General features: G+C 55.0%; 16 protein-coding genes. 5 read left to right on the forward strand and 11 right to left on the reverse strand.

Features of this window, described 5'->3' with window-relative positions:
* Positions 1 to 111 precede the first annotated feature (111 nt).
* The 4 genes from C173_RS21440 to C173_RS21455 all read right to left on the reverse strand — a co-directional run bounded on the left by C173_RS21440 (position 112) and on the right by C173_RS21455 (position 5,219).
* A complete protein-coding gene (locus tag C173_RS21440; protein WP_036728214.1) occupies positions 112 to 687 on the reverse strand; it encodes a zeta toxin family protein in 576 nt (191 codons plus the stop codon).
* Positions 680 to 877: a hypothetical protein gene (locus C173_RS21445; protein ID WP_036728216.1), complete on the reverse strand. Its 198-nt coding sequence runs from the start codon at positions 875 to 877 to the stop codon at positions 680 to 682. Before C173_RS21445 ends, C173_RS21440 begins: the two co-directional genes overlap by 8 nt.
* An 83-nt stretch (positions 878 to 960) precedes the next feature.
* Entirely contained in the window at positions 961 to 2,097 is a 1,137-nt protein-coding gene (locus tag C173_RS21450) for a response regulator (protein ID WP_036728218.1), read from the reverse strand.
* A gap of 2 nt (positions 2,098 to 2,099) precedes the next feature.
* Positions 2,100 to 5,219 carry an ATP-binding protein gene (locus C173_RS21455; RefSeq protein ID WP_036728221.1) on the reverse strand — a complete coding sequence of 1,040 codons (3,120 nt, stop codon included), beginning with the start codon at positions 5,217 to 5,219 and terminating at the stop codon, positions 2,100 to 2,102.
* A gap of 108 nt (positions 5,220 to 5,327) precedes the next feature.
* Between C173_RS21455 and C173_RS21460 the strand changes: the two genes are divergently transcribed.
* On the forward strand, positions 5,328 to 5,966 hold the full coding sequence (locus C173_RS21460) for a TVP38/TMEM64 family protein (protein WP_036728222.1): 639 nt from the start codon (positions 5,328 to 5,330) through the stop codon (positions 5,964 to 5,966).
* Here the strand turns inward: C173_RS21460 and C173_RS21465 are convergent.
* The 6 genes from C173_RS21465 to C173_RS33030 form a co-directional block, all read right to left on the reverse strand.
* Positions 5,952 to 7,466, reverse strand: coding sequence for an aminotransferase class V-fold PLP-dependent enzyme (locus tag C173_RS21465; RefSeq protein WP_036728224.1), 1,515 nt, complete (start codon positions 7,464 to 7,466; stop codon positions 5,952 to 5,954). The genes C173_RS21460 and C173_RS21465 overlap by 15 nt on opposite strands.
* A gap of 180 nt (positions 7,467 to 7,646) precedes the next feature.
* Complete coding sequence (locus C173_RS21470; RefSeq protein ID WP_036728226.1) at positions 7,647 to 8,123, reverse strand: DsrE/DsrF/DrsH-like family protein; 477 nt, start codon at positions 8,121 to 8,123, stop codon at positions 7,647 to 7,649.
* Positions 8,124 to 8,516: 393 nt separating this feature from the next.
* On the reverse strand, positions 8,517 to 8,825 hold the full coding sequence (locus C173_RS21475) for a hypothetical protein (protein ID WP_036728227.1): 309 nt from the start codon (positions 8,823 to 8,825) through the stop codon (positions 8,517 to 8,519).
* 83 nt (positions 8,826 to 8,908) lie between these two features.
* Positions 8,909 to 11,053: a bifunctional diguanylate cyclase/phosphodiesterase gene (locus tag C173_RS33025; RefSeq protein ID WP_051478262.1), complete on the reverse strand. Its 2,145-nt coding sequence runs from the start codon at positions 11,051 to 11,053 to the stop codon at positions 8,909 to 8,911.
* A gap of 261 nt (positions 11,054 to 11,314) precedes the next feature.
* Positions 11,315 to 11,938, reverse strand: a complete 624-nt coding sequence (locus C173_RS21485) for an acetate uptake transporter (protein WP_036692138.1) — start codon at positions 11,936 to 11,938, stop codon at positions 11,315 to 11,317.
* Positions 11,939 to 12,060: 122 nt separating this feature from the next.
* The gene (locus tag C173_RS33030) at positions 12,061 to 14,430 is read right to left on the reverse strand and encodes a bifunctional diguanylate cyclase/phosphodiesterase (protein ID WP_051478263.1); all 2,370 of its coding nucleotides are present in this window, start codon (positions 14,428 to 14,430) and stop codon (positions 12,061 to 12,063) included.
* A 171-nt stretch (positions 14,431 to 14,601) separates the two neighbouring features.
* On the opposite strand from C173_RS33030, the gene C173_RS21495 reads away from it, so the two are divergent.
* From C173_RS21495 to C173_RS21510, 4 genes are read left to right on the forward strand one after another with little or no spacing between them, the layout of a single operon-like run.
* Positions 14,602 to 15,522 (forward strand): prenyltransferase, encoded by a 921-nt coding sequence (locus C173_RS21495; RefSeq protein WP_327196473.1) that lies wholly within the window; start codon positions 14,602 to 14,604, stop codon positions 15,520 to 15,522.
* A gap of 49 nt (positions 15,523 to 15,571) precedes the next feature.
* Positions 15,572 to 16,345, forward strand: coding sequence for a DUF6081 family protein (locus tag C173_RS21500; RefSeq protein WP_235191976.1), 774 nt, complete (start codon positions 15,572 to 15,574; stop codon positions 16,343 to 16,345).
* Between the two features lie 32 nt (positions 16,346 to 16,377).
* On the forward strand, positions 16,378 to 17,331 hold the full coding sequence (locus tag C173_RS21505; protein ID WP_036728342.1) for a 1,4-dihydroxy-2-naphthoate polyprenyltransferase: 954 nt from the start codon (positions 16,378 to 16,380) through the stop codon (positions 17,329 to 17,331).
* A 14-nt stretch (positions 17,332 to 17,345) separates the two neighbouring features.
* Entirely contained in the window at positions 17,346 to 18,341 is a 996-nt protein-coding gene (locus C173_RS21510; protein ID WP_036728229.1) for a Gfo/Idh/MocA family protein, read from the forward strand.
* Between the two features lie 100 nt (positions 18,342 to 18,441).
* Here the strand turns inward: C173_RS21510 and C173_RS21515 are convergent, their stop codons facing one another.
* Positions 18,442 to 19,812: a dicarboxylate/amino acid:cation symporter gene (locus tag C173_RS21515; RefSeq protein WP_200869579.1), complete on the reverse strand. Its 1,371-nt coding sequence runs from the start codon at positions 19,810 to 19,812 to the stop codon at positions 18,442 to 18,444.
* Between the last annotated feature and the right edge of the window lie 82 nt (positions 19,813 to 19,894).

The raw sequence follows: 19,894 nt of genomic DNA on the forward strand, positions 1-19,894 counted from the left end.
ATGCATCCCTATGCACGAATGATCTTGTATATGAACAATGGTAACAATTGTCACTGATAAAATACTGATAAACGTCGAACCATGGCGTAAAATATCGAAAAAATGCCGGGATTATAAATAAAATTCTAAAGCTCCTCTAGCCCATGCAGGAATTTCATCTCTGCAAAAGCCGATTTGTGAGTTCTGGATTTCCATCACCACCTCAGGTTCACTGGTGTTGTCGATAATGGTGACTTCATCTGAGATCTCTAATGCAGGTTTCAGGTTGCTTAAGGATTCACCGTATCTCCAGCGGATATCTTTTTCGGCAATCCAATGCCCTCCTTGCTCCACTCTTGAAGCTACCCGATCTATATGCATTTGTACATCCTGTAATCCAATATAATACATGACGACTTTATAACCTTGTTGCTTAGCTGTCTTCATGTGACGTAAGACAAAACTTCCCGATAGAGTAGTTTCTATAGCGAAGTCTTCTTTACGACTGATTAGTTCCCTTATTTGCTTTACAGCCTCTCGTCCAGCAGACAGATCTGCACTTCTGGGATTTTCCGGATTAATCCTCTTAGCAATCTGGTCAGGATCAATAATGATTCCAACATAGTCCCTCAACTGGAAACTAATTGTGCTTTTTCCAGCTCCATTAGTTCCGGCAAAAACCGTCATTACAGATTTAGATTCACTCATGACTAACAAGCTCAGTCCGGTTACCGGCTACATCATAAGTAATTTCGAATTTTTGCCCAGTGGCATCTTCACGAATTCGTTTCCCGTTTTTTATATAATAGATAGAAGCTCCTGCTTTCTTGGCTTCTGCGACTGCATGCTGGTTTGCCTTTTTTAGTAACCGTTGTAATTCTTCTCTTTGGGGCAGCATTAGGATAGCACCTCACTTGAATATTGGGATTTATTTTATGTTAGTATAACACGATCCAATTCCCCCCTGAAAATACCCGGACCCTATCTACCCAGCCGCCGGTATTCGTCGACGAACCAGTCCGGCAAGGCGTCGCCGGTCTCTGCGATGTATGATTCACTGAACTGGGTGAATTTGCGCTGGGCGCGCAGGGGCTTGGCGGTCTCGTAATAGATGGCGATTAACCGCAGGGCGTAACTCTCCTCCAGCGGCTCCAGCTCCGTCAGGCGCACGGCGTAATCTTCGGCCTCGTGTGGCCGTGCAGCCTGCACCAATCCCAGGGTAAGCTGCTCCAGCAGCTTGAGGTACAGCCGCCGGTATTTGTCACGGGCGGAATATACCCAGAGGCTGTCCAGCGACTGAAGCAGGTCACCGGTGTACAGGGCGCAGGCCTTCTGCAGTACCTCCAGTTGGCTGTTCTGCATTGCAAGCGCCGCAGCTTCCTGGAATTTCTCAATGTCCCCCTCAATCTCCCTCGATTCCAGCCTGTAGTTCTCCCTGCCGAAGGTCAGCTCAATCTTGTCCTCCAGCGCGGCTTTCTTCAAGGTGGTGCGGATCTGGTAGACCGTAGTGTGCAGATATTGCTTGCCCTTCTCGTAATTCCACTGCGGAAACACATCATTCAGAATGACGCTGACACTGCCCTGCCTGTGAATCCACAGATACGCAAATAATTCCTGGGCCTTGTGTGTTCTCCACTTCACCAAGCCCTGAGGGCTGGTTAGCTCATAATCCCCCAGGAGCCGGAACGCAGTTGTCCTCCCGGCTGCTCCAGTTGCTCCAGTTGCCCCGGCAGCCCCGGCAGCTGCAGGCGATAGGCGTTTACTGAGCAGCTTGTTCCAGGTCTTGAGCAGCCGCGAAGGATCAACGGGCTTCAGCAGATAATCCATCGCAGACAAGTCGAAGGCTTCGACAGCATAATTCCGGTAGGCGGTTACGAATACGATGTCTGTGTCCGGAGATACTGGCAACAGCTTCTCGGCAAAAGTGAGGCCGGACAGCTCCGGCATCTGGATGTCCAGGAATAGAACATCCGGCTTCAGTTCGGAAGCAGCAGCGAGGGCTTCGCGCGGGTTATCGTACGTCAGGACAGAGGATACTCCTTCACACTGGAGCAGCAGCCGCTTCATCTGATCCAGTGCCGGCCATTCGTCATCAATTACCATTACAGAGATGCTCATACTCAGGAGACCTCCTCCTTCCATGGGATTGTTATCAGTACATCTATACCTCCGCTGGCTCCCCGGGTAAGAATCAGCGGACGCCCGAACTGGGTGAGCAGCCGGCGGTTAATATTCCGCAGGCCGATTCCGGTGCCTTCGCCATGCGAAGACCGGTAGTCGTCCTTCATCCACGAGGATAGCTGTTCATCGCTCATTCCCTTTCCGTTGTCCGAGACGGTGATCAGGATATCACCGCCCTCCTGCCGGGTGGAGATGATCACTGTTCCTCCGTCAATTTTCTCCATCAGTCCGTGACGAACAGCATTCTCTACAATGGGCTGCACAATCAGCGGCGGCAGCGGGAATTCACTAACCTCAATATGATACTCGGCATTCAGCCGCTTCCCGAACCGGGCCTGCTCCAGTGACAGATAGGCTTCGATCAGCTCCAGCTCCTTCTCGAATGGAATGGCGGTCTCCTGGTTGCTGAAGTCGAAGCTGCCACGCAGGAAATGGCTCAGATCGTATAGCAGCAGCTGCGTCTTCTCGGTGTCACGCGTACTCATCCAGATGATTGTATTAATAGCGTTGTACAGAAAATGCGGCTTGATCTGCGCACGCAGCATGGCGATCTCCGAGCTGAGCCGCTCGGAGACAGACCGCCTTAGCTGAACCAGCGTGTTAACCCGTCCCTTAAGATCGCTCCAGATATAAGGCTTATGGATAAAATCATTGGCTCCGGCGCGGAAGGCCGCCTCGTTGAAGTGAAGCTGCTGCCCGGCTGTAGCCATCAGGATCGGCAGGTCCAGCGGGGTGTAAGTCTCGCGGATGATCCTGCATAGCTCAAGGCCGGACATCTCGGGCATCATAACATCGATCATACAGAGATCGAAATTACGGTCAACAGCCAGCAGCGCAAGCGCCTCCTTGCCGCTGCTGCGGCTTGCGATGCTGTAATTCTCCAGCGACAGCAGGTTGGTCAGAGCCTTCAGGCTGGCATAGTCGTCATCTACGATCAGGATACGCGGCGCATAGGGAACGGCTTGTCCGCTGGACTGCGGCGGATCAGCCGACCGGTATTTCCAGAGGTCATCCAGCATTTCCGGCTGGGTATACGCTTGTCTTAAGAGCGCCTGTTCTCCGGCTTGGGCGGCAGCGGCGGCTTCCGCCTCGTTGCCCGGAAGCGTGAAGGTGAATGTGCTGCCCCGGCCAACCCGGGAAGAGACGGAGATGCTCCCGCCATGCAGCTCTACCAGCTTACGGCTGATCGCAAGGCTCAGTCCGAGGCCTCCGGTCTCAAGGGAATCGGCCTCGCTCAGCTGCTCATAGTCATGGAAGATACACTCCAGCTGATCCTCGGGAATGCCCTTTCCGGTATCGGTGACGGCAATGAAGAGGAACTCCTCCTGCCAGGCGGCCTCGATGACTACGCTGCCGCGGTCCGTGAATTTCAGTGCATTATCCAGCAGGCTATAGAGGATCTGCATCAGCCGCTGTTCATCAGCCTGGACCAGGAAGCGGCCCGGCGGGATGTGATTTTTGATGCGGATGCTGCCCTTCTTGTTCAGGAACTGGAAGACCTCAATGACAATGGCTGCCACCCCCTGGACATCGACGGTCCCCCATTGCAGGGTGATGCGCTGGCGCTTGATCTGCTCATAATCGAGAATATCCCTGACCAGGAAGGCCAGCCTTCTGCCAGTACCGAGAATCAGCCGCATATCCTCCCGCTGGGACGGGCTTAGCGGTCCTCCGGCTCCCTCATGCATGGATAAAGCCACGTTAATGATGGCATTCAGCGGCATACGCAGCTCGGCGGAGGTCTTCAGCAGGAACTCATCCTTATCCCTGTCCTTGCGCTCCAGCTGCCGGGACAGCTGCTTAATGGTCTCGTAGGCATGGGCGTGGCGCGCAGACAGGAACAGCCCTTCGGCAAGAATGAAGATCGGACCGGCTATCGGCGGAACAGCGTAGAGTTCGGTACCGAAGAACAGATTGCTGGCTAAGGATAAGGTGAAGATCACTACAGCAATGACACCGATCAGCAGATAGTAGGAACCGGTCTCCCTAAGCAGAATGGCTTTGACCATAACATAGAACATATAGCAGACAGAGATGAAGCTGAAGGCCAGCAGCAGCCCTGTAATCCGCGAATACACAGTCAATGAGCTTAGCAGTACAACGATGCAGAAGCTTAAGGCATACACAGAGCAGATCCGCTTAAAGAGCCGGGAATAGAGTGCGGGAAACAAAGAATAGGTATAGCTGGATACACAATAGAACCCGACTACACCGGATACCGCCTGCAGCTTGTTGAATCCTTCATAAGAGAGGGAAGGAAGGTACTCGAGCAGCAGCTTCTCACTGTGCGTCAGCATATATAAGGCGATCATGAAGCAGAAGATAGCCAACTGAAGCGAGGACTTGTCCTCTTTGCGCTGAAAGCCCTGGCCGATGAAATAGCAGCCGATAAAAGCAAAGCCTGCCACCAGCAAAGTGTCGTAGGTCCGGTTCCGCTGGTCGATGGCAGTTATAGCAGCAGGGGTGCCAATCCGGATAGGCTCCGCAATGCCTCCGCTTGAATAGGTGAAATTGGACGTATGTATCAGAATCTCCGCCAGATTATCTCTGCTGTGAAAAGTCAGGGAATACGGATGATTGCGCGGCTTGGTGGTCTCCCGGGATTCCCCCGGCGTTCCGCTTCCGCCCAGCCGCTCGCCATTTACATATACCTCGCTGGCATTGCGGATATTGCTCACCTTGAGGGCGAAGGCGGGAACCTCCGGCGGCAGCTGAACCAGCAGACGGTAGGTTGCATATCCGTAGCGGGAGAAGCCGGTAGCCTCCGATGCCCGGCCCCAAGCGCCGGGCACGGGCATATAGGCCGGTGCCTCTGCTGTTCCGGATAAGGTATCCAGCGGTTCCAGCCGCTCCTGCCAATAGAATTCCCACTTCCCTTCAAGCGGGTAGACGGCAGAATTATCGAAGGTGCAGGAGGATAAATCGGCCCATCCTGACCTTGGGCTGTAGCAGGCAGACGAGGAGCTGAGCAGGGGGATCAGCGCCACTGCGGCGAGCAGGCCGATGCACAACAGGGCGAGCACTCTTTTGGCCAGCAGACTATAATCAAATGTTCTCATAATTTCATCATATCTCCGGCAGCTTGCGCTTGTCCAGCTTCCTTCTACTTCCCGCCGGAAGTGTTGTATAATTGAAATTCCAGATCGTACTTGAGGAGCGCTGAAGAAATGTTCTATATAGATATTATGTCATGGCTGACCGAGGAGCGCCTGTTGCAGCTGCTGGAGCAATACCGCTCGTTCGGGCCGCTGCCGGGTGTGGGGCTTACCTTCATGAAATCGTTCGTACCTCCGCTGCCGACTATAGCAATTGTAGGGCTTAACGGGGCGGTGTACGGGCTATGGCTGGGGTTCCTGTATTCCTGGATCGGTCTGGTCGCAGGCTGCACGGTCACCTTCCTGATTATCCGCAAGATTGCCGGACATCCCTACCTCACCAAATGGGCCAAGCGGCCCAAGGTAGCCAAAGCGATGACCTGGGTCCGCCAGAGCGGGTTCAGCTATGTGTTCCTGCTTAGCCTGTTCCCGGTGGGTCCGTTCGTGGTGATTAATATGGCGGCGGGTCTGGCCGGAATGCGGCTGCGTTCCTATCTGATTGCACTGTGTGCCGGCAAAGCCATTATGGTATTTGCGGTATCCTACATCGGCAATGATGTGCAGCGGTTCATCCGTCATCCGGCGGAAATCATCTATGTGCTGCTGTTTATCGGAGCTTCTCTGTGGGGGGTTAAAGCGATTGAAGCCAGGTTCGCCCGGCTGGCGCGGGAGCGGGAGCTGCGCGGCCAAGCGCCGCTACAGCACAAATAATTCACGAATCTCCCCGTCCTCTGTAACGCCTCTCTCCCCGGTATGAAGCCAGCTATTGGTGACAGCATTGTAGCGGTAATCCTTGCTCCATTCTCCAATATTGCTGACGATAGACTGTACGGCGAAGACCATATGCTCCACCTCCCGGTCCGTCATGATCGGGTGCAGGGACAGGCGGATCCAGCCCGGCTTCAGCGACTGGTCCCCGGCGTGGATCGCCTGGATAAATGCCTGGGATTGCGCCGGGTTCAGCCCGAGCAGCTGATGGCCGTACGGACCGGCGCAGGAGCAGCCGCCACGCGCCTGAATGCCGAAGCGGTCATTCAGCAGCCGTACCGCGAGATTGTAATGAATCTCCTTCAGCGTGAAGGAGACAATGCCATGCCGCTTACGGTGTAGGCCCTCCAGCACGGAGCAGCCGGGAATCTGCGCCAGCCCCGAGAGCAGCTTCCGGCACAGCTCTTGTTCACGGACGATCATATATTGTCCGGTTCCGTTCATCTGCTCCTTCAGCTTCACGCAGAGGGCGGTGCGGATCGCCTGCAGGAAGCCGGGGGTGCCCCCGTCTTCGCGGACCTCAACATCATCGATGTAGCGGCGTCCGCCCCAGCGGTTCACCCATACCACGGTGCCGCCGCCGGGCTCATCCGGCAGCCGGCCGGTGCAGAGCGCGGTGTCGAACAGCAGCACGCCACCGGTTCCCGGGCCGCCGAGGAATTTATGCGGCGAGAAGAAGATGGCGTCCAGCTTCTCCTGCGGGGCTGCCGGATGCATATTGATCTCCTGATAAGGGGCGCTGGCTGCAAAATCCACGAAGCATACCCCGCCATGCCGGTGCATGAGCGCAGCGAGCTGATGATACGGGGTCTCCATGCCGGTGACATTGGAGCAGGCGGTGAAGGAGCCGATCTTGAAGCGGCGGTTCCGGTAGATCGTCAGTAGCTCCCCGAGCTGCTGCAGATCCACCTCTCCTCCTGGCCCGGATGGAACGGTAACCACATCGCCGAAGCTCTCCTGCCAGGGCAGCAGATTGGAATGATGCTCCATATGACTGATGAAGATAACCGGGCGCTCCTCCGGTGCGCAGAGGGTTTCCTGCTTCAGCCATTCCGGCAGCTTCAGGCCCATAATCCGCAGCAGCTTGTTCACCGCGCCGGTGGTGCCGTTGCCGCAGAAGAGCAGGGCATCTGTGGGGGCGGCGTTCACATGCTGCCGGATGATGCTCCGTGCTTCATGATAAGCCAGGGTCATGGTCAGGCCGGTGGTGTTGGAGTCGGTGTGCGGATTGCTGACATAGGGGCCGAAGGTCTCTTGTATTTTGCGCTCAATCGGCTCATACAGTCGGCCGCTGGCCGTCCAGTCGGCGTACAGCAGCGGCTGCCGTCCGTAGGGGGTGGAGATCAGATGGCGGCTGCCGACAGTGTGCTCACGGAATGCCGCGAAATGCTCTTGCAGTGAAGACGGCGCGTCTGCCGCAGCGGCGCGGTGGATACTCAGCACGGACAATCCCTCCAGGCAATGAATGCTCTATCAATGAGACGGATTCCGGCAGGCGCTGGTGCTGCGCAAGGCAAGTATCGTGTGAGTCGCAGCCTCTGCATGCCCGCCGGGGGTAACCAATCCGTCTTCGTCTGCCTCAGTATATGCCCGGTGGCGTAATTAGGTTAAAGCCCATAGCCATCAGATGAAGAGCTGGATATCGCTCTCCAGCGCATCCTTCAGATACGCGGCGGCATCGATAATCTCCACCTCGGGCAGCAGCTCCTCCAGCTTGAAGCCCATGATCTCCACCGAGAGCTTGCAGGCGTAGAACTTGATGTTCTTTTTGCGCGCGCCCTTCAGAAAATGTATAAGCTTCGGTGCTCCTTGATCCTCCATCATCTCCTCCAGCATCAGCTTGCCGAGCCCGCTGAAGTTCATCCGCGAGAGCGGAAGCTGCTCCGGTCCCTTGGGAGTAATGACATCCATCAGCTTCTCATAGATACTCTTATCCTCTAGCGTCATAGTCTCCGGGTCCCGGACGAGAAACAGCCCCCAGAACGAGAAGAACATCGTAACCTCCACCTCAATATCCCTGGCCGCATTCGCCAAAATCAGCCCGGCCATCGCCTTGTCATACTCCCCGCTGAACATCAGCAGATTCAGTTTTTTGCCCATTCATCAGCCCTCCATCGGTATCCATAGAATGTCATTAGTATGGTTAGGGAGAGGGAAAGTATGCCTGCTGCCCGGCCGGAAGACACAGAAAAGGCTCCCTGGCAGGAGCCTGAAACGTAAATATAAGCTGGTACAGCGGCGAATGCCGAATGTATGCGAAAAACAGCATACATTGTGCTCACATACCGCGTATGGCCGAATGTATGCGAAAAACAGCATACATTGTGTTCATATGCAGGCGTATGGCCAGAATGTATGTGGAAAACAGCATACATTGTGCTCACATAATCTACTGGATGCGGATAGAGAGGGGGGCGAATGGTGGACGGGTTACTCCACGTTGTCTCCAGTCAGCTATCCCCGCTCCACGCAGCAAACGCACCGTGTTCCTCACTACTCCTCTCCCTGCTCAGCCTCAGCCCGGCGGGCGTTGTCATAGCGGCGGGCGGACAGCCAGATGCTGCCGGTGAACAGGACGATCAGGCCGAGGATAATGCCGAAGCGCCAGTCTCCGGCCTTGAAGTTGAGCTGAAGGACGGTAAGCACCAGGGCGACCTGGGTCCAGACGAGGGTCCGTTTGCGGAAGGCGGTAATGTCTCCGGCCATCTTCGGCATGCCGCGGATAATCCGGTACGCCAGGAGGGCGAGGATCAGCGCAAACAGGGCGGTTCCGGCCATTTCGCCGGTAGTCAATCTATTCATGGTCTCAGAATCCTTTCGGGTTAACATCGGATGAAGCTAATTATAACGATCCCCATACCCGCGTGCAAAGCATCCGGACAGCTTCAGGAGAACAGCTTGCGGATCTCATCGGCAGGAAGCGGAGGGAAGAACAGGAATCCCTGAATATGCGGGCAATTATGCTGCACCAGGAAGGCCAGCTGCTCCTGCGTCTCGACCCCTTCGGCAATCAGGTCATAGCCAAGCTGGGAGGCGACGAAGACGATGGATTTGATGATGGTCTCATCTATGGAGCTGACGCCGATGCCTGTGATGAAGGTGCGGTCAATCTTGATTTTGTTCACGGGAAAATGCTTCAGGTAATTCAGCGACGAATATTTCGTACCGAAATCATCGATGGAGACGATGATCCCGTGATCGCGCATCTGCTGCAGCAGCGGATAATGCTCCTCTAGTAGTGCGGTGCTCTCGGTGATCTCGAATTCGAGCACACCGGTATCCAGCCCGTACTCGTCAAGCACGGCGAACAGATTCTCAATCAGGTTACGGTTGTAGAACCAGCTGTTGGAGATATTGATTGAGGTCCGCAGCAGCGGCATCCCCAGGCTGCGCCACTCGCAGAGCTGGCGGCACACCTCGCGCAGCACCCAATCGGTGAGCTGGATCATCAGTCCGGCTTCTTCAACGGCAGTGATGAACGTCCCTGGTCCAATCAGCCCCTTCTCGGGGTGATTCCAGCGGATCAGCGCCTCTATGCCGATCATTTCGCCTGTGATGGCGTTGATCTGGGGTTGATAATAAAGCACGAATTCTTCCCGTTCCAGGGCGGAGTGCAGATATTTGGCGATCATCGTCTTCTGCTCCAGCTTCTCGCGCAGCTCCCAGTCGAAGATGAAGTAATTGGTGTCCTCCTGCGACTTGGCCTGATACATCGACATATCGGCGAATTTCAGCAGATCGTCCGTATTCTGCGAATGCTCGGGGTACAGGGAGATGCCAATGCTGGTGGACAGGCTCAGATGCGCTCCCGAGATCAGGAGGGTCTGTGAGATCAGCGTGCTGATCCGCCCGGCGATCACAGGAATATCCGTGTGCGGCAGACCCGCGAAGATCATCACGAATTCATCTCCGCCGGTACGGGCGAACAGCTTGAAGGGCAGGCTCCCGGATTTGAGCCGTCCGGCCAGGGTCTTGATCACCTGATCCCCCGTAGAGTGGCCAAGCGTATCGTTGATCTCCTTGAACCGGTTCAGGTCGAAAAAGAATAAGCTATAGGTCTGTGTGGGCTCCGAGCTCTGCAGCAGACGCTCAAATTCGTCCATGAAGAACCGCCGGTTGGGGATCTCCGTCAGACTGTCGTAGTGCGCAAGCTTTTCATAGAGACGCTTGGAAATACGCAGGTCCCGGGTCCGGATGCTGACCACCCGTTCCAGCTCACGGTTGAAGCGGCTCTGATACCAGAAAATATATAGAATAAAGGCAATCACCAGCAGAAAAGCAATATCGATCCACAGTACGCTGAGCAGCACCTGCCATTTCTTATGCGGTTGCATGGAAGTACCCATCAGCCAGTGCTGATTATAGGTGTTCACGGGAACCGTAAGCTGCGGGTCCTTCGAATGGGCTTCATTGCCGAACAGGAAGGTATGATCCTTGGTGGTGACAGATATTTTGCTGTCCTTATATACAAGCTGGTTAACGATATTATCCATCTTTACGGTGACGGAGACGATGCCCTCCAGAGAGTTATCCTTATAGATGGCCTGCCGGATCACCATGCCATAGCCGCCCTGGGCAAGTGTGCGCGGACCGTCTATTGTAATGCTGCGGGAGCGGAGCGTTTCTTGGATCATGCCGGGAGAGGCCAGGGAGGAATCCAGCAGCAGGCTTCTGCCTAGCAGTGACGAATTACCTTCAAGCGGGTAGAGGTAGCGGATCAGACCATCCGGAGCGATCATGATATTCGTGACATTGCTGGTGTTCTTGGCGTGTGCGGTGACCAGGTAGCTCTGGATTAGTGCGGGATCGGCATCGAAGCCGACGGTTTGGATAAAGGAGCTGACCCCTTTCACAATGGCCACCCGCTCTTCGATGTTCGAGGCCAGCATGACCGCCTGTGAGGCCAGATCCGCCTTCTCGGCTCTATATTCCCGGGCCAGGGATACGGAATAATAATAGAACAGGCAGAGCTGCAGGATGATGATGAAGCCGATGATGATGCTTAAAGGCTTTTTACTAAGGAAAGCCATGGATTGCCCCCGATACCGGAAAAATAAAAGCCGCAGATGTCAAAGTGTATAATAAGCGGTTCCTAGACCGCAGGGAAATGTCGATAAATGTCGTTTGGGTCTCTATAGCATGTCATTATTATCGTGTTTGCGCAAGGGAATTCCTAACAAAACCCGCCTGAATCCAAAAACGGATAAACACCATCTGCATAAAAGGGCAGTAAGCATTTATCCGAGTCTTTGGAGAGAAGGGCATGGCCCTGCCCGGCTGGAAGGCCGGTGCTATTTTTTGAAGATGCCTAGCGGGGCACCAATCGGCAGGAAGGTACGTCCGAAGTGGGCGTTGAGCACAGATGCGCCGCAGCCGTAGAGCGATACGATACCGATAGCCATTTCCGATACGGCAGCCAGCTTGTGGAAGAATTCCGCAGCGACGCCGAAGGCATCCATCGAGAGTCCGAGGAACAGAAAGTCGATCAGGATGAAGATAATCAGCAGTACACGGTTTGCCTCAACAGCACCGAGCGTCATGAAGAGGGTGAACACAAGATATCCTGCAAAAACAAATCCCAGCTGCTTGGGGTCCACGCCCTCTGCCAGCACTGCACCGAATACACCGAGCTTGATCAGCCAGCTTGCCCCCATGCCGAACCAGAAGAACGCATAGGCGCCAAAGGCAGTCATGCCGAAGGTATTGTTGTGCTTGGCATCCTGGATGGATGCGAATAGCTGGGCGAAGGCTCCAAGGAAGATGGCCCATGGAATACAGTAGCTGAGACCTGTTGTAATTTCGAGCTTTTGTGAAGAAGCGACCAGGGTAACGATGGCTAGTCCGAATAAGCCGATGGCGCTGGGGTCGGCGGTAACGATTTTGACGGACTGTGCGGTGTGCGGTTGCGCTGACATAACAATGAAAGCCTCCAATTTTCATAAGTGTTCGCATAGGATAACAGCACCCTAAGTCGGGTGCTGTTATCAGCCTGCCTATCATATCATATCGCCAGTAGCTTGCCTATAAAAGAAGTCTCTTAACGGCCGGTGTAATAATTACCCTGCTCCAGAAAAGAATACAGTGCCTGGGCCTGAAGCGGCCTGCTGATATAGTAGCCCTGAAGCTCGTCGCTGCCCAGCTCCCGCAGCATATCGAATTGCTCTCTATGCTCAATGCCTTCCGAGACTACGCGCAGCCCCAGATTATGGCTCAGCTCGATAATCGCCTTGACGAGCACATCGCCCTGGGCCTCCCGTGACATCTCGGAGATGAAGGAGCGGTCAATCTTGATCACATCCACCGGGAAGCGGCGCAGATAGCTGAGGGAGGAGAAGCCGGTGCCGAAATCATCCAGCGAGATCCGGAACCCGTGGGCCCGAAGCTGCTGCAGCGACAGGAAGATGCCGTCCCCGGAGACGAGCACGCTCTCTGTGATCTCCAGCTCCAGGCTGGAAGCGGGCAGCTCATATTCATCGAGCAGCTCTAAGAGCAGCTCCAGCAGGCCCGGCTGCATGAGCTGCAGCGCGGAGATATTCACTGCGGCGGTGAGCTCAAGGCCCCGGCTGCGGAAATCGCGCATATCAGAGCAGACCTGGCGCAGCACCCAGCTGCCGATGCCAACAATGGAGCCGCTGCTCTCTGCCAGCGGGATGAATTCGGCCGGGGAGACGGGGCCATAGGCTGGGCTGTGCCAGCGCAGCAGGGCCTCCACCTTGGATACCTGCAGTTGTCCCGTGTTGAGAATCGGCTGGTAGTGCAGCTCGAACTCGTTCCCGGCGGCAGCGGAGAGGAGCTGCTGGGCTAGTACCTTTTTGCGCCGGATGCCTGCTTCCAGATCCTCTGAATACTGGAAAATGTTATTACGGCCGGTCTCCTTGACATGGAACATGGCCAGATCTGCCTGCTTGACCAGATAATCGGCGTCTTCCCCGTTCTGCGGATAAATACTGATGCCGATGCTGGCGGTATTATATAGAAGATGCCCCTTGATCCGATGCGGCATGGAGAGGGCTTCCTGAATCCGTGAGAGCTGCCGGGCAATGCTGCCTTCATCAGGCACATCATAGAGCAGAATGGTGAATTCATCCCCGCCGAGCCGGGAGACGACATCATGCTTGCCGACAACCTGCGTGATGCGGAAGGCGGTCTCCTTCAGGATGGCATCTCCGAAGTCATGGCCGAGGGTATCGTTCACCGTCTTGAAATGATCCAGATCAATGAAGACCAGCACGATCTGCCGGTCACTTCCCTTGACGGAGGCAATCGCTTCATTCAATTTGTCGAAAAACAGCGAGCGGTTGGGCAGACGGGTCAGCGGGTCCAGCATCGATTGCTGCCGCAGCTCATCCTGGGTCTGCTCCAGTGAATCAATCATCCGGTTGAATTCAACCTCCACTTCACTGAATTCATCCTTGCCGGAGCTGGGAATCCGGATGGAGAGATCCTTGCTGCTGCCGATCATTCGGATGTTGCGTACCAGAGTGGACATCCTTCTCAGAATGAACCGGTTCACGAAGAGGAGGCTGGCACCCAGCATTAGCAGAATGGAGATGAAATAGAACATACGGAAGGTGGAGAGCGACTTGAGCCCGCTGTTGTAGAACTGGCGCGGCTCCTTCAGGGTGAGGACCATCCCGGGATCTTCGAACAGGTCGTCCAGTATGGTGTGGATGGACATCTGCCCGCCCCGGGCGGGGCTGGTCCAGACGCGTTCCCCTCCGCTGTCCGCAAGCAGCGGGGTAGTGAGGCGCGACATCTCCATTGTGGACAGGGTATCCTCCCAGATCTGTGCGATTCCATCCTGGTGCAGCATCCGTCCGGCAATGGCCGTTCCGATGACCGGCTTGTTCTTGCTGCTGTTAAGAATAGGCGTAAGGGTAATTAGCATAGTCCCTTTATCCAGATTAACGAAGCCGCTCCGGCTCTTGCCGGGAGATCCCGGCACAGGCAGACGGCTTCGGATCAGCTTGATTAACGTCAGTTGCTCCTCAGTTAGCGGGGTGACTATTCCTGCCGGAAGGTCGTAGGAGCCGCCGTACAGCGGTTGTCCATCCAGATCAAGCAGGGCAATCATATCGAAATGATTCATTGGATAAGCAGCCGGTTCAAGGCTGCTGCGGATGAAGGCGGCAGCCGTACTGCCGGAGTCCGCAGAGCCGGTAGCCGCTACGTTCTCTATGAAGCGGTAGGTTTCATCCCGGACGGCAACATCAAGGAGTCCCGTTCTCAGGTTGTCCAACTCTTGATGATAAGCTGCGGTGGCCTTGCTCAGGTTGCGCTTCAGCTCTGCCTCGTCCAGCTTCTCGAAGCGGTTCAGCAGAAACACATGAAGCATCAGATAGGTGGAGCCAATGCCGAGGATAGCGACAAAACTAATGAAGATGATTATTTTTTTGCGGAGTTTCATCTGATCCCCTTCATTATTTAAGATTTAATAGGAAATAAGTACCATCGGTAATAGTGTACCACGATTAGGGAATATTTTGCAGCGTAAATCTGCCCGAAGTGTCGAATTTTGATGTATAATAATTTAATGATAATAATTATCAAATAATAATAAAAGGAGATTTTTCTTGGCATGCTGGAGAAGTGGACCTTATTTAAGAAAGCCTCACGGTTTGGAGTGATCCCCGTTATGCTCATACCGGTTGTCCTGGGAACAGCCGGGGCCTATGTATGGCAGGGAGTGTTCCATCCGTTTTTATTTGTAATAACGTTCATCGGAGCGGCTGCGGCCCATTTATTCTCCAATATGGTGAATGACCTCTGGGATTTCCGCAACGGCACGGATACAGAGGCGCAGCATACACCTGGAGCCATCTCTACGAACTCCGGGTTTCTGTCCGGGGGCGTCATGCGTGAGTCGCTGTTTGCCCTGCTGACCTGGGGGCTGCTGGCCGTTGCGGCTGGCTGCGGCCTGCTGCTCAGCCTGTACAGCGGCTGGGAAATTCTGTGGTTCGTGGCCGGAGGGGCGCTGATCGCCTATTTCTATGTGGCGCCGCCGCTGCGGTTCGGCTACCGGGGCAAGGGCTACAGCGAGCTTGCCATCTTCCTGGCTTTTGGACTCATGCCGGTGCTTGGCGCTTACTTCGTACAGACCGGAGCATTCAGCCTTAAGCCGGTGCTGTTATCGTTGCCGAGTGGCCTGCTCACAACCCTGCTGCTGTTCAATCATCACTTTCTGCACTGGAGAGCCGACCGGCAGGCCGGCAAACGCACACTGGTCGTGGTATGGGGGGAGCGCAGAGCGCTGATTTTCTCGCAGGTACTGCTCTACATCTCCTATGCTTCGCTGATTGTATGTGTGCTGCTTCATATCTTGCCGGTATACGCGCTGCTCGCTCTGCTTACAGCCATTGCCCCGATACGGATCTACCGCAGCCTCCGGCCGGAGAATCCTTCTGAAGCTTATCTGCCTCTTATGGGTGCCTCACAGCGCGCATCGGTACGCTGCGGAGGGGTCATGACAGCGGCGCTGCTGATCCAAGGTCTATTTTAACAATATAAGAAATAGATAGGCTACTACACTAAAGAAAGCGGGAGAATTCATGGACAAGCATCTGCCAGCGAACGAAGGTATGCCTGCAACACAGGGCAAGCAAACGGTAATTGGGGATTTCCATACCATTCTGGAGGAAGGGAAGGTCTGGCAGACGGGCGGCTTCAAGCTGCCGGACGGCTCGTTCTGGGCGTATCGTGAGCCGGAAGCAGTGGTAATTGTGCGTAATGAGTATCTGTATGTGCGGGCTCAGCTGAGCCGCCGACATGATCAGGTGCAGATTCTGGATAATGCCAAGCATATGTACTATTCGGCCCAGCCGGTAAAGATTCCGGAGGAAGGCGAAATCCGCTTCGAGCTCCAGATCCGCGCCCGCACACAGGGCACTGCACCAGGGGATCTGTATGACGGCTATGTGTCGCTGAATCTGCTGGACTTCACCACAGGCGCTGCGCTTGATTTCTTCGCCGGCAACGACAAATACGCCAGTGTGTACGGCATCCTTCCGTTCCCCGGGGTAACCGTACCCGAGACGGGAGGGACCAAATACTTCTGTATTTTCAAGGAGGATACGGACTTCAAGCCGCGCGAATTCAATACGTACACCATCACCTACCACCGGGGCAACAATGAGGCTGTCTTCTATGTGAATGGCAATGAGGTGCGGCGCGAGCGGAATGTGCCCGTGAAATTCAACAGCTTCACCATCGCGCTGGGCATTATGACGGAGAAGGACCTGACCCCGGAAGGCAGCGTGTCGGCGCACGGACAGACGGTTATCGCTGAATGGTCGCCGGTTACTATTACAACCACTGCACAATAACGTGCTCATATGACTGATAAGGATGAATGGCCGTGAATCTAAGAACTTTCTTCAAGTTTGTCGAGCTGCCGACGAAGGTGGCCAGTATGCTCCCGCTGCTGCTGGGAACGCTGTATGCCCTGTACCGGTTCGAGGACTTCTATATCCTGCGCTTCGTGTTGATGCTGGTATCCCTCTTAAGCTTTGATATGGCGACAACAGCGATCAACAACTACTATGATTTCAAAAAGGCCGCCAAAACCCATGGCTACGGGTATGAGACCCATAATCCGATTGTCCGCTTCAAGCTGAAGGAGTCTACGGTGGTGGCGCTGATCGTCATTCTCCTTGTGCTGGCGGCAGGCGGGGGCATTGCTCTGGTATTCCAGACCAGACTGCTGGTATTCTTGCTCGGGGGACTCTCCTTCCTGATCGGCATCCTGTACTCCTTCGGACCGATCCCCATCTCGCGGATGCCGCTCGGCGAGCTGTTCTCCGGGCTGTTCATGGGGTTCGTCATTATTTTCATCTCGGCCTATATTCATTCGGATCAGGCGGTGGTCACTCTGCTGCTGAAGGGCGAATGGATCAGCCTGCATATCAATTTCCTTGAGGTGCTGTATCTGTTCTGGTTCTCCGTCCCGGCCATTCTGGGCATTGCGGGAATTATGCTGGCGAACAATATCTGCGATATCGAGGATGATATCGAGAACCGCAGATACACGCTGCCGGTGTACATCGGACGGGAGAATGCGCTGCTGCTGTGGAAGCTGCTCTATTATGTGTCTTTTGCCGATCTGATTGTGCTGGTGCTGCTCGGGGTCCATCCGGTCCTGGTCCTGCTGCTCCTGCTGACCCTGATTCCGCTGCGCCGCAATATTGCACGCTTCTATCAGGAGCAGCATAAAGGCACGACCTTCATTCTGGCGGTGAAGAATTTCGTGCTGATGAGTGCGGCAAGAATCCTTGTGCTGGGTATAGCTGTTATATGGGTCACACTAAGATAAGGAAGGTGATAACTATGGCAGAGAAGCTTCGCTGGGGAATTATGGGCTGTGCGCAGATCGCCACAGGCTCGGTAATGCCGGCGATCCAGGAGTCCGAGACCGGAGTGATCCGGGCGGTGGCCAGCCGCGGACTCACGAAGAGCAGCAGCGTAGCCGCCGAATTCGGCATTGAGCAGGCTTACGGCAGCTATGAAGAGCTGCTTGCCGACCCGGAGGTGGATGCCGTCTACATTCCGCTTCCCAATCATCTCCACTGTGAATGGGTGATCCGCGCGGCTGAAGCGGGTAAGCATATCCTATGCGAGAAGCCGATTGCGCTCAACAGCCGTGAAGCGGCCGAGATGGTAGAGGCCTGCCGGAAGGCGGGCGTTCACCTGGCGGAGGCTTACATGTACCGGCATCATCCGCGCATCAATGAGCTGCAGGTGATTATCGCCAGCGGCGCGATCGGCGCGGTACGTACCATCCGCGGCACGTTCACCTACAACGATGCTACGGATACCTCCAACATCCGCTTCAACGCTGCCTGGGGAGGCGGATCGCTCTATGATGTCGGCTGCTACCCGCTCACGGCCGCGCGGCTGCTGTTCGGTACAGAGCCGGAGGCGGTAACCGTGCACGCGCTGTTCTCTCCGGAGCATGACAATGTAGATATGATGGCCTCCGGGCTGGTGGAGTTTCCCGGCGGGAAGAGCCTGATCTTCGACTGCGGGATGTGGGCGTACAACCGCCAGCTCCTGGAGGTGCTCGGTACGCAGGGACGGATCGAGATTCCGATGCCGTTCAATGCGAGATTCGATGATGCGGAGTTCTTCGTATACGGCGGCGGAGAGCCCCGGCGTGTCGAAGCCGTCGGAGCCAATCCTTACGTCCAGCAGGCCGACCATTTCGCTACGGCAGTCTTCAGCGGCAAGCCCTGGATTGCGGAGGAGGACCCGCTGCTGAATATGAGGCTGATCGAGAGCTGTCTTACATCAGCCCGGAGGCGTGAGCGGATCAGCTTGACGTAATCATTTATTCCATCTGTTAATAACGCCAAGCAGCGATTCTTCCAGTTACGGAGGAATCGCTGCTTTTTGGCGTCTTTATGCTTTTATAGAGGGAGCTTGCTTAGATTGGGTTCAGGAGGAGCTCATCATCCTCTTTATCCCCACGGTTGAAGGCTTCGCGGTCGAATTCGCCCTCTGAGTTAGCCACCAGCAGGGCTGTTACGGTAGTCCCGGTAGCATTAACTGCGGTGCGGCCCATATCGATAAGGGCTTCCACCCCGGCAACGATGGCTATACCCTCAAGCGGCAAGCCGAGCGCTGTCAATACAACGGTGGTAGAGATTACAGCCGGTCCAGGCACTCCCGCTACCCCAATAGAGGAGATGATGCTGACCAGCACCAGCGTGATATAGTCGGTTCCGGTAAGCTGAATCCCGTAGACCTGAGCGGTGAACACAGCCACAATGGCCGGCCATACGCCGCCGCAGCCATTGAAGTTGACGGATGCGCCGAGCGGAGCCACGAAGCTGGCAATGCGCGGGGAGACATGCAGCCGTTTCGTGATGACCTCCAGATTTATCGGCAAGGTGGCGTAGCTGCTTCTGGTGGTGAAGGCCACGGTCAGCATCGGATAGATTTTGCGGAAGAAGCGGATAGGGTTCACCTTGGCAACGAGCAGCACCAGTCCGCCGAAGATCAGGACAAAGTGCAGGATCAGTGCGGCATAAGAGGTTAGGATGACACTGCCCAGCTCCTGGAGGGTATCCCAACCGTAGCGTGCCGTGATTCCGGCAATCAATGCGAATACACCGTAAGGCGTCAGGCGGATGACGAATTTCACCACTTGGTGCAGCACTGTCGTCAAGGATTCAATAAGATCGCGGACAGGCTTTACAGCCTCCGGCTTCTTGGAGCCGACCTTAATAATGGCCACTGCCAGGAAGATGGCAAAAATCAGCAGAGGCACAACCTTGCCGGTAGCCGCTTCATTCACCGGGTTGGAAGGGACAAGGTCCAGGATCACCTGTGAGAAGGTGGGAATTTCACGGGCGGTGAAGTCCTCGGGAACGGTCTGCTGGATGCCTTTGCCCGGGTTAAACAGCAGAGCCACGGATAGGCCGATGATGGAGGCGATTCCGGTGGTGCCGAGGAACCAGGCGAAGGTTTTGATTCCGATTTTGCGCAGGTATTCCAGGTTAGTTAAGGAAGAGATGCTGTTCAATACCAGAATGAACACCAGCGGCACAACAAGCATACGGATCAGACTGACATAGATGCTGCCGAAGGTGCTGATGGCCTTAGTCTCCAACGTGAAATATTGAAAAAATATTCCCGCGATCAGTCCGATGCCCAGCCCTGCCAGAACACGGGTGCCGAAGCCGATTCTCTTGCGGGCCAGGAAATAAAGGATACCGAATACGATAATAGAGACCACAAAGCCATGCCAATTCGTCTCAATGGCGGTTAATAGATTGTTGTCGATATTATTCATGCTGCTCTAAAACCTCCTAATAATAGTTTTTTGGTCGGAATTATGGGTTTAAATGTATATGGTAATTTTATGAATGTCAATG

The organism is Paenibacillus sp. FSL R7-277 (genome assembly GCF_000517965.1).
In the GTDB taxonomy this organism is placed as follows: Bacteria; Bacillota; Bacilli; order Paenibacillales; family Paenibacillaceae; genus Paenibacillus_AQ; species Paenibacillus_AQ silagei.